General features: G+C 53.8%; 11 protein-coding genes. 2 read left to right on the forward strand and 9 right to left on the reverse strand.

Annotated features, from left to right (window positions below):
* Nucleotides 1–113: 113 nt before the first annotated feature.
* Entirely contained in the window at nt 114–767 is a 654-nt protein-coding gene (gene pyrE, locus OKB77_RS15965) for an orotate phosphoribosyltransferase (protein WP_010676102.1), read from the reverse strand.
* Nucleotides 768–1,108: 341 nt separating this feature from the next.
* Nucleotides 1,109–1,825 (reverse strand): ribonuclease PH, encoded by a 717-nt coding sequence (rph, locus tag OKB77_RS15970; protein ID WP_005339589.1) that lies wholly within the window; start codon nt 1,823–1,825, stop codon nt 1,109–1,111.
* A 147-nt stretch (nt 1,826–1,972) separates the two neighbouring features.
* Here rph and OKB77_RS15975 point away from each other — a divergent pair, with 147 nt between their 5' ends.
* Nucleotides 1,973–2,836 (forward strand): YicC/YloC family endoribonuclease, encoded by an 864-nt coding sequence (locus OKB77_RS15975; protein WP_005357447.1) that lies wholly within the window; start codon nt 1,973–1,975, stop codon nt 2,834–2,836.
* A 184-nt stretch (nt 2,837–3,020) separates the two neighbouring features.
* Nucleotides 3,021–4,283, forward strand: a complete 1,263-nt coding sequence (locus OKB77_RS15980) for a tyrosine-type recombinase/integrase (protein ID WP_202043286.1) — start codon at nt 3,021–3,023, stop codon at nt 4,281–4,283.
* Between the two features lie 35 nt (nt 4,284–4,318).
* Here the strand turns inward: OKB77_RS15980 and OKB77_RS15985 are convergent, their stop codons facing one another.
* The 7 genes from OKB77_RS15985 to OKB77_RS16015 all read right to left on the reverse strand — a co-directional run bounded on the left by OKB77_RS15985 (nt 4,319) and on the right by OKB77_RS16015 (nt 11,126).
* Nucleotides 4,319–4,618, reverse strand: coding sequence for a helix-turn-helix transcriptional regulator (locus tag OKB77_RS15985; protein ID WP_323581515.1), 300 nt, complete (start codon nt 4,616–4,618; stop codon nt 4,319–4,321).
* Nucleotides 4,615–6,276, reverse strand: a complete 1,662-nt coding sequence (locus OKB77_RS15990; protein WP_202043287.1) for a DUF927 domain-containing protein — start codon at nt 6,274–6,276, stop codon at nt 4,615–4,617. Before OKB77_RS15990 ends, OKB77_RS15985 begins: the two co-directional genes overlap by 4 nt.
* 12 nt (nt 6,277–6,288) lie before the next feature.
* Nucleotides 6,289–6,516, reverse strand: coding sequence for a helix-turn-helix transcriptional regulator (locus OKB77_RS15995; RefSeq protein ID WP_322112437.1), 228 nt, complete (start codon nt 6,514–6,516; stop codon nt 6,289–6,291).
* Nucleotides 6,517–6,739: 223 nt separating this feature from the next.
* A complete protein-coding gene (locus OKB77_RS16000) occupies nt 6,740–7,342 on the reverse strand; it encodes a hypothetical protein (protein WP_270817963.1) in 603 nt (200 codons plus the stop codon).
* A gap of 20 nt (nt 7,343–7,362) precedes the next feature.
* Entirely contained in the window at nt 7,363–8,145 is a 783-nt protein-coding gene (locus tag OKB77_RS16005) for a hypothetical protein (protein WP_270817964.1), read from the reverse strand.
* 311 nt (nt 8,146–8,456) lie between these two features.
* Entirely contained in the window at nt 8,457–9,443 is a 987-nt protein-coding gene (locus tag OKB77_RS16010) for a hypothetical protein (RefSeq protein WP_270817965.1), read from the reverse strand.
* A gap of 90 nt (nt 9,444–9,533) precedes the next feature.
* Nucleotides 9,534–11,126, reverse strand: a complete 1,593-nt coding sequence (locus OKB77_RS16015) for a restriction endonuclease subunit S (RefSeq protein WP_270817966.1) — start codon at nt 11,124–11,126, stop codon at nt 9,534–9,536.
* Between the last annotated feature and the right edge of the window lie 85 nt (nt 11,127–11,211).

Consider the following 11,211-nt stretch of genomic DNA (forward strand, 5'->3'; position numbering starts at 1 on the left):
AGGGTAAGCTCAAGCCACATGATCCACTTTTTGCAGATGAAAAAAACGGCGCCCGTTTGCTGCCAGAGAACAAACGGGCGCCGCATTCAGTTATTGCGCGGTGCGAGCGGAGTTCAGATACCGTACTGGGCGCGATAAGCCTTCATGGCCGCCAGTTGTGCTGCCAGCTCTGGTTGTTCGGCCTGCTTCTCCTCCAGATACTGGATCAAGTCGCTCATCTGGATGATGGCGATGATGTGAGCGCCATAGTCACGCTCCACTTCCTGAATGGCGGAGAGCTCGCCCTTGCCCTTCTCCTGACGGTCCAGCGCGATCAGCACGCCCGCCAGCGAGGCGCCGTTGGCCTGGATCAGATCCATGGATTCGCGGATGGCGGTACCGGCGGTGATGACATCGTCCACCAGCATGATCCGCCCTTTGAGCGGGCTGCCCACCAGATTGCCGCCCTCGCCATGATCCTTGGCCTCCTTGCGGTTGAAGCACCAGGGCACGTCCACATCGTGCTGCTCCACCAGCTGCACGGCGGTGGCTGAGGCGATGGGGATCCCCTTGTAGGCCGGGCCAAACAGCACATCGAACTCGATACCGGCATCCATCAGAGCGGCAGCATAGAAGCGGCCGAGACGGGCCAGATCGCGGCCGCTGTTGAACAGACCGGCGTTGAAGAAGTAGGGGCTTTTACGACCGGATTTCAGGGTAAATTCACCGAATTTGAGGACCTGCTTCTCCAGGGCGAACTCGATAAATTGACGCTGGTAGGCTTTCATTCTGGCTCCTTGCTTGGCTTGTCGTTGTCTTGTGTGGGGGTATAAAAAAACGCGGTCAATGCCGCGTTTGCAGGATCTGTTGACGCTTCGTCACAGCCGCGACGGAGTCGGTTTTTGCGCAGAACTAGGCATGAGATGCGAAGTTTGGTAATCCAAACGAGGCATCGAATAACGACGTTATGCACAAAAACCGCCCCGTCCCTACGGGTTGCGTGGCAAAGGATGCCATGCGTTGTTGCAGGACTTGCCAAGGGAATAACCATTGGCGGCATCCTGCGCCTAGCCTGGCATCCTTTGACACTGCAACGCGACTTGTGCCGAAACATCAACAGGTCCTGGTATCAGGAGAGCGACTGCTTCTGCAGCGCAATGATGTCGGCGATGCCGCCCTTGGCGAGCGCCAGCATCTCCAGCAGCTCCTCATGGGTGAAGGGCTCGGCCTCCGCAGTGCCCTGCACCTCGATGATGCGACCATCTTCGGTCATCACCACGTTCATGTCGGTCTCGGCGGCGGAGTCTTCGATGTACTCCAGATCGCAGATGGCTTCGCCCTGATACATGCCGACGGAGACGGCGGCGATCATCTGCTTGAGCGGGCTCTGCTTGATCATCCCCTTCTCGACCATCCAGTTCAGCGCATCCACCAGCGCCACGCAGGCACCGGTAATGGAGGCGGTACGAGTGCCGCCATCGGCCTGCAGCACATCACAGTCAACTGTGATGGAGTGCTCGCCCAGCGCAGTCAGGTCTACCGCCGCGCGCAGGGAGCGGGCGATCAGACGGGAGATCTCCAGAGTACGGCCACTCTGCTTGCCGGAGGCCGCTTCGCGGTTCATCCGGGAGTGGGTGGAGCGCGGCAGCATGCCGTATTCGGCAGTCACCCAGCCCTGGTTCTTCCCTTTCAGGAAGCGCGGAACGCTGGTGTCGACGCTGGCGGTGCAGAGCACGCGAGTGTTACCGAACTCCACCAGCACTGAGCCTTCTGCATGTTTGGTGAAATTGCGGGTAATGGTAACCGGGCGAAGTTGCGCGGCACTGCGATCGCTTGGACGTGACATGGAACGGACCTCTGGGCTGGCTCAAATTGGCGGGGGATTATAAGTGATCCCGCCCCAAATATCAGCCGCTAAAACCACGGCATCGGCTGACGAGCAGGGCCGGGCTGAGTATACTGGCCGCACACTTCATCAAGCCCGGAACAATCAATGATTCACAGCATGACCGCCTACGCCCGCAAGGAATTCAAGGGCGACTGGGGCACAGCCGTTTGGGAAATTCGTTCGGTCAACCAGCGTTATCTGGAGACCTACATTCGCCTGCCGGAACAACTGCGCAGCCTGGAACCGGTTCTGCGTGAGCGTTTCCGCGCCAAATTGCAGCGCGGCAAGGTGGAGTGCAACCTGCGCTTCGAGGCCGCTCAGGCCGCTGCCAGCCAGCTCCATATCAATGAAGAGCTGGCCAAGCTCATCATCGACAGCGCCAGCTGGGTAATGAAAGAGGCGGGTCAGGGCCAGCTCAATCCGGTCGATGTACTGCGCTGGCCGGGTGTCATGGCTGCCGCCGAGCAGGACATGGACGCGGTCGCCACCGAGCTGCTCGGCGGCTTTGACCAGACCATGGAAGATTTCCTCGCCTCCCGCGCCAGCGAAGGGGCCAACCTCAAGGCGCTGATCGAACAGCGTCTGGCCGGTATTCAGGTGGAAGTGAAGAAGGTGCGCGTCCACCTGCCGCAGATCATCGAGTGGCAGCGCCAGAAGCTCACCGACCGTCTGGCCGAAGCCAAGGTGGAGCTGGATCCGGCCCGCATCGAGCAGGAGATCGTCATGCTGGCCCAGAAGATCGACGTGGCCGAAGAGCTGGATCGTCTGGAGATGCACATCAGCGAGACCAACAAGATCATGAAGAAGGGTGGCGCCTGCGGTCGTCGTCTCGACTTTATGATGCAGGAGTTCAACCGCGAGTCGAACACCCTCGGCTCCAAGTCAATCAATGCCGAAGTGACCCAGTCCGCCGTCGAGCTGAAAGTCCTCATCGAGCAGATGCGCGAGCAGATCCAAAATATTGAATGATGGTTTTCTTTATCCAAGCAGGATAATAAATCTATTAAAATCAAACCCTTTTCTTGTTTTGAAAATCACAACATTCATCCAAACGCATTTTAGTTTGGGTAGTGATGGGTAGTAGATTGGGGAGTTCAATCTCGCTATAGTTTTGCTAGCGAAATTGTACTCCCCAATTTTTTAAGGCAGGAAAATGGGTAAGCTGTACGACAAAACAGTCAAAAAACTGATCAAGGAAAAATCCGCCGTCCGGCATGCCGATGGTAACGGGCTATACCTGATGACCCCTGCTCGCGGTGAAGCTTATTGGATGCTGCGCTACACCACGCCCACGACAAAACTTCGGCGAGAGTACACCATAGGTCAGGTATCTGACTGGTCTCTAGCAGATGCCCGGGACGAAGCGGCCAAGCTGCGGCTGGCCATCAAGCGCGATGGTGTTGACCCGGTTCAGGTTCGCCTCAAGATCAACAGGAACCCGTTCAAGACACTGAACGACCTCTTTGAGGATTATCACCAGTTACGCAAACGCGAAATAACCTCACATGAAAAAGAGCGCAGCCTCTATGAGCGTGAGATCGCCGGGCGCATCGGTCATCTTGAACTAGATACAATCAGGCCGCTGGAAATCAGTGAAATCCTGCGCGATATCACCAACGGATATGGCGGAAAACCACCAAGACCGACCATTTCGAATGATGTGATGCGTATGCTCAAACGTACCTTTGATCATGGTATGAAGCTGGATGTCACTCGCTTTAATCCTGCCAGTCCATTCCGCCCCAGAGATGCAGGTGGGCCAGAGCGGGCCGCCAACTATCCAATGACAGAACCGGAGGTGATCGAGTTTTTCACCAAGCTTCGTGCGATCCCGGCCCAGTTCAGTCGTGAAAACTACCTGGCCTGTGCCCTACTGATCGCTACCTGCACAAGAAAAATGGAGCTGCTGGCTGCGCCATGGAGCGAGTTTGATCTGGAGCAGAAGGTTTGGCATCTCCCCAAAGAGCGCACCAAAAAGCGCAAGTCTATCGACATTCCACTCAGTGAACCTGCCATGTCCTGGCTGAAAGAGCTGAAAATTCGTAGCTGTGGCAGTGAGTGGGTTTTCCCGGCCAGGAGGATCAGCAAGCAGGCTCGAACACCCCATGTCTGCGAAAACACTCTGAATCATGCAATCAAAAAGTTGTTCGAACAGAACTTCTTCTCGTTTGATAAACGACGCGTTCATGACCTGCGCGGTACCGCGAGGACAATGCTCGGCAAAATGGGATTTGATGATGCCCTCGCCAAACGCTGCTTGAACCAGCAAGCGGGGAGTCGTGTTGATGAAATCTACAACCGCCATGCCTACTTTGCAGAGCGCACAGAGGCACACATAAAACTCGGTGAATGGTTGGCCCCCATCGTCAATGGCCCGGTCAACTACACTGGTGCCAAGCTTGATGAAGTCAGTTAATACAAGAGCCCCATAACAGGGGCTCAACTCTACCTCTAGGCAGCCTTGCGTTGCTCAATCCACCAAAGCAGATCAGACAGTCGCCAGGCAACACAATGGATGCTCAGCCTCACCCGCTTTGGCGCCAGCCCCTCCCTCTCCATCTTCCACCACAGCGTTCGAGTAACGCCAGTAATGGCTCGGCGATCCGCTTCTCGAACCAACCGCTCACATTGGCCAGAGCAGTGAAGCACTTGGGCTCTCCTTTCATCATTCGGAGCCGCAAATAGAGATTTATCCATGGTATGACACCTCAAAACAGCGCTGGGAAAAATGGGAAAGTGGGAAACATTCATTCATCGCAGTCCAACTCCTGTATTCCCGCATAAATGCGATCCGGCCACAGGGCAAAGAAGCGATAGAATTTCCCTTGAATCATGATCTTCACTGTCGCCCGTTCCGGTTCATTGGTAGCTAACCACTCTCGCTGCAGCAGCGGCATTACCTCCCGCATGTACTGGCTAGGCAAACCCAATTGCTGCAGAAACTGACTTTTATCGATCAGCCACTGCCTCTCGCCACTAACCTCTCGGGTATATCCCAGCGACGAAACGGTGCGATGTTGATCTAATGCCTGCAATCCCTTCTCCCATTTCGGCAACAGCTCTTTCAAACGCGCTAACACCTGATGCTCTTCCAGGTTCATCACATGGCCTCTGGCAGCCAGCCATTGCTGCCACACTGCTCGTACAGATGCGATGGATTCCTCCTCTTCCCAGGGCACCAGATAATTGCGTGATGCCAACCCCAAGGCCGTTGCAACCAGCGCAAATCGCCTCAGCACTCTGACAACCTGGGAGGACATTTGATTTGTACGCCAGAGATCGGTGAGCCGCTGGGTCTCCCCTGCGACATAGCCAGCCAACTCATCGGAGGATGTCAGCAAATGCAGCCAATCCTTAAACAAGATTCCGTGATATTGGCCTGTCTGAAGCTTTATGTGATCGGCAAACTGCTGTGAGCTCTGAAGGTTGTGCAATTCATCAAATGCACCATACCTGCCAAAGGTCGGAATCTCGATCAATCGGGTCTGCTGACCGGCCAACGGCCTTTTGCCCAACGATGCAAAAATCTCAGACAGGTATATCTCCCCAGAGCTCAATGCCTGTGTGCGCCAATGGGTTGATCTGGCGAGACTACCATTCTCCGTGGCGCGCAGCTTGCTAGCCCCGGATACAAGGTGGTAGATGATGACATCCACGTCCTCAGGCTTAGCCATACCGATCTCATCCAGTGGCAGCAGCATGTCATGCTGTTCGGCGGCCACTGCCGCCAGGCCATTGGCGGTAGCAATCCACCCTCTCACAAACTGATGTCCTGCATAGACTGATGCGGCGACCGCCAACAGGGTCGTTTTCCCTGTGGATGAATGGCCCACCAGATGAAATAAGCCGCTTTCCAAACCCGCGGGATACAGAAGAGGAGCCATCAGGGCCACGCCCACAGCAAAAATCATCATCGGATTACCGATACAGTGTTCACCGATATTTGCCTGCCACTGAGCCAATGAACCTGAACATTGCGGCCTTACGTCACCCAGCTGGCCAGCATAAAAATAGGGTTCCCCAGCCGAACCCACAGACCAATCCGGTGTGACAAATACCCGTTCATGCCACCCTGTGCGTTCCACACAGATACCGGTGGGTGCCTTTGCCATTTCTCGAATCAGATAGAGCTGCAGGCGAGGCCAGCTCTGTGGATATGGTTCCAACCAATAACCCGCATCGACCAGTTTTTCGCGGATTTGTCGCGACTGCTCCCCATAGAGCACTCGGTTGAAAATCACTTCCTGCTGCACCACACCATCCAGATTTCGCCACTGGATCAAGGCGCCAAATCCCCTTTGATATGAGGCGTCCCGTGTTCTGGCCGACACCCGGATCCAACTACCAACACGCAACCATCGGTCCCGGTCCAGGCACTCCAATCCATCATCCGTCAATCGAAACTCCATCCCGCCTCCCTATCACAGCTCAGCCATCCAGCGACGCACGTCGGCGGCTCGGAATCGCACAGCTTTTCCAACTGGATTGGGTTTGATCGGGTGGGGAAAGCGCCCAGCTTTTACATATCGGCGCAATGTCGGCTGAGACAGTCTAGTGACCGCACAAACCTCCTCATAGGTAAGAAGATTGTCGGTCGTGAACTGAAAATGAGCATTCATATGTCCTCCCATAACATCGTGATGTGTCATGAGCGATCATAAGATGCAGACTCGTTCAACCTCGCCTCTGTAACTGCCCGTTTTGGGCACTTACAGCGTTTTCTGGAAAATTTTTCGCATGTGAAATTTAAGATGGAAACAGAAAGGGGGTTGGTAGAGCCAGATGAAATGGAAAAAATTTCACATGTGAAATTTTACCGCCAGTAAAGTCATCAGGCTCCACCAAGTTAGCTATCTCAAACCAACCACAGGCTCAGCGATGGTTCATTGCTTTGATCCAATCGGCCACGCTATCAGGGGCGGCAAGCAGCTGGGCGAGCGGCAGATGATTGGAGCAGATCTCAAGCTGATGACATTTGTCACTTTGCTGCCAGTCAGGTTGATGAGCAGGCCAGCTAACCTGCTTGAGCAGATCCCAGAAGTGGTTATCACTATCCTGCAGGCAACGGTACAGATTCACTTCAACCACTGCGTTACCAGACAATTGCAAAGGATCGGGCTGGCCCTTCGTACTTGCACGCAAGGTTGAGTTTTGACGGAAATCATCATCGATATAGAGGCGAAAAATCAGCGTCTTATCACCTTTCAGAGCCGTATCGCTATTCCTGTCCCGGTAGGCATGACTCGATGCAAACAGTGGCAGATAGTCCCATGCCCAGCTGCTGGAAGGGCGGGTTCCTGAGCGGCAGGGGCGGCTATTTTCGCTGGGCTCCCAATACCAGAACTCGGCGTCCAGCGCCTGACTGGCGATCTGATCGAATAGTGGGAGGATACGCTGATAAAAACCGGCGGCGAGTCGGTGAGCTTGTTGTAGTTGGGTAACCAGCTGGGTGGTCTGTTCAAGATCGTGTTGCATGGCGGCATCCTTAGCCAGAGTCAGTGATTCAAAAAAGAGAAATCGGGGCGAGAGAGGTGCAATGTCCCGGCATAGTCGAGCAGAGCAGCCCAACCAGTAGGCTCAGCCGGTGGGGGAGTTTCCCGCTCTGACATCACTTCGCAATCCAGATCCAGCCGCCCTGCATAGGCAAACAACGGCGCCCATTCAGGCACCACCGGGGCCATGTCAAACAGCTCAAACGCCTGCAGCCACTCATCGCGAATAGCGCGATCCTGACGGCAGGATTCAAACTCGGAGGCAGTTTGCAGATAGCGGCGCAGTGGCTCCCATTCACGCAAGGTCATCTGGACAAAGCGTTCGGGCAGATCGGGGGGAGACAGCGGAGCGACTGGGATATTGCCAAGCGCAACGTAATAGAGCCGGTCTTCATAGTCATCAAACTCGGCTTCGCTGACCACAGCCTTGACCTGGGCCAGCCACTGCTCCCGATACTGGTCGCCCCCGAACGGGGGCTTCACCTCGATAACCACCAGCGCGTCGTCAAAGTGGAGCAGCACATCGGGCTCGACATAACGGCGATCCTGCAGCGATGCCAGTTTTGGCCACAGCTCCAGCCGTTGAAAGGTGGCCGGGTCTAGCGGATTGTCACCGAGTAGAAAGCGCAGTAAGGCTCTCAGTGCGCCGTCCGATAGGTGGGGCAGACGGCCAAAGAAGGTAGCAGTCAGCAGATCTTCGCTGCCTTTGAACAGGTCGCGCCAGCGCAGGGATTCCCCTTCCCGCTCGATACGCCCAGCCTTGCCATGCAGGATTGCATGTAGCATCGCAACTCCTTGTAATATTGATATTTCAAGCAGGCTCTCACATAGCTGAAAAGCCTTCGAGATCCTGCTTCAATACCCACTCGACTACCAGCCTATCCGTCACAAAATGGGGTAAAAATGTTTGACTGAATGAGGGCGCCCCTTTAAGGTTGCCCGCAACATGACCCCGGCCGCTTGGTTGCGTTGCAACTTACGCCGGGGTTGTTGTTTGACGGTTTTTGGCCTGCCAGCGTGGTTTGCTTATTGGCGATATTGCGGCCAGTCCATCATCGGATGGATGGCACGTCAAACCTCAATATCCCCTCACATTGCTAGAGCTTTTCAATCTGGTAGCCCAACTGTGTCATCCCCTGCAGCAACCGTTCGGTATCGGTTCCCCACTGGTTGGAGATGGCGATCTGCTCACCCGATGGCAGCTCAATCAGGTTGCCCTCGCCTACATGCCAGCGATTAAGGTTTTTTTCCGGGATCTGGTCAACCGGCGTTACCTTTCTGGCCAGATCAAGTTGCGCAAGATAGGTAGTGATCTCGGTCAGATCGGCAAGTTGCCGGTCTTTTATCCAATGGCTGAGTACCGCCAGGGCAAAACGGCGTTTGTTGTAAACCTCGCCGTTAAAGCGGTACCTGCTGTAGTCTCTGGTGTTTTGCTGGCTGGCCCGTTGCTCGGCACGCTTTTCACGAAACTGGATCTGATAGGACTCCGCCTCTTCTAACGGGATGATCTGCGTGGCATTGATCAGTACCTCTCCCTGATAGCGGAACGGGGTCAGCCGCACGCAGCGAATATCGATGCCCTTGTCCCGCAGCCACAACACAGAGGTGGTCAGCTCTTTGCCAAAGTCAGCCGACGCCAGAACGATGCGCACCTCGTTGCCGAAATCATCGAGCTGGTTTTCGTCCAGATCGACAAACTCCAGCAAGGTGGTGCGGGCATCGATTTGTAGCTCTTCTTGCTCGATATAGGCCTCAAAGTATTCACAGGCTTTATCAAAGGTCATATTTGCGATCATGGCGGCATAGCGCAGGGCCTGAAGCTCCATATGGGCGCCAACTTCATCACGTTTTAGCTCGATCACCACCAGATTGGCATTACGGTCGATGGCCAACAGATCGATACGGCGGCGGCTATCTTCCCAGTCGGAAAACTCGTCGGCAATCACCAGGCAATCGGGGGCGATGGCAGCGATATTCCGCTTTAACGCCTCCTGCAGATCCTGACGCTCTTGCAGCCCTTCGGCAGCAAAGGTGGTTTGGGTTAACGGGGTCAGCTGTTGATTGGCGATATGAAAGAGGGTCATGGTAAATCGATCTGTTATAGGGTTTGGGGAAAGAGGAATCGATAACGTAAAGCAGGATGCAGGGCGCCATTGCGGACGCCCTGCCAACATTCAGGCAAGGGCTCCTTCCGCCAGCGACTCGGCCAAGGCAAGTTGGGTCTGCTGATTGGTTTGCAGGCGGGATTTAAGTTGATCGCAGAGGGTCATCAGTTCATCGACTTTGGCGACGATGCGATGCTGCTCTGTTATCGATGGTAGTGGTAATACAATCGAAGATATATGGCCTTGATTGACCGTTTTTTGCCCTGCAGTACTGATAAAAAGATCCGCGATCTTAGAACGAACAATATTGCTAGAACCAAGTAGAGATAGATATCGAGTATTAAACACCTCTACCAAGAAGCGCATTCTGATAAAGTGATCACAGTAAATAGCATCATAACTTTCATCACAACCAATAAACCTACCCACGATATCAGAGCTACCATTCACACGGATTATTAATGTATCACCTTTCTCTAATAAGTATTTATCTATCGATTTAGAATCGATAGATAATTCTCTTGTGTCAGAAAGGGATACTTTCCAATCTTTAATATCAGCCAGTCGTAATACTGTGATAGGGATACCTCCACTATCACCACGACTAGAGGCTCCGTTTTGAAACTGTGGCATCAGCGCACCTAATCTGCACCACACCCATCCCTTCGGCAGTTCAAACGGCTTTTCGTTTTCACTAATCTCAGGTAGTGGTTTCTCTTTTTTTATTTTCTTCTCTTTGACCAACTGCGCTTTTTTGGCGGCGATACGCTCCAGCAGGGCGGAGGCGGGTTCATCGCTCGGGTCTTGCGGCACCAGCTTGCCCATCACTGCCAGTTGCAGGATGGTCTGTTTCAAGGCGTCGATGCTGACCTCGGTAGTAAAGAGGGTATCGAAGTGAGCGCTTAGCCGCGTCCAGTTTTGGGCCAGCTCATCGGCGTCGGTGCTGTCTGTCAGGGTCGCCAACAGGGCCTCCACCAGGGTCTGGTGCGCCGCCAGTTGCGCCTCGCTTTGCTGCTCCAACTGGTCGCAGATGGCCATTAACTCATCAACTTTAGCGACAATGCGGTGTTGTTCTGCAAGCGGGGGAATAGCAATTACAGATTCTGCAATTTGCCCTCCAGATAAGTGATCTACAGTGGTATATGCTTTTACCCCTTGAAGAGATATCAGTCGCAATTGTAATGATTCAGCTATGAATCTTTTTGCAGTTTTTTCAAAAAAGAAAATTAACCGTGTTACTCGTTGATTTAATAATGCCTCTGAGCCGGACCAAAGAGCAACACGAAAATTGCCATCCATACTGATAAGATATTCACCACTCATCACAACAAACTCTGGCTTGTACTCACCATTGTAATAAGTACCAGAAAAGACCTGCCCAACATCTCTAATTCTGATTAGCGGAATGCCTTCCCCATGCTCATTAAAACCATTTGATTTGAATGCGAAACCTGCTTGTGGAAATGCTATATCTGATAGCCGACACCACTCCCACCCATCAGGTAATTCAAACAGCTTCTCTTCCTCACCTATTTCCGGCAAGGCTTTAGACTTTTTAATTTTCTTCTCTTTGACCAGCCGCGTTTTTTCGGTGGCAATCCGTTCCAGCAGCACGGAGGCGGGTTCATCGCTGGGGTCTTGCGGTACCAATTTGCCGCGCACAGCCAACTCCAGGGCGGGATCATACCCTGAGATTTAATGGAACTTTCTGATTTTTCAGCGATCTGATCGGGTGTTCTCATCTTAT

It is taken from the genome of Aeromonas sp. Y318-3 (assembly GCF_027706185.1).
Classification (GTDB): Bacteria; Pseudomonadota; Gammaproteobacteria; order Enterobacterales; family Aeromonadaceae; genus Aeromonas; species Aeromonas veronii.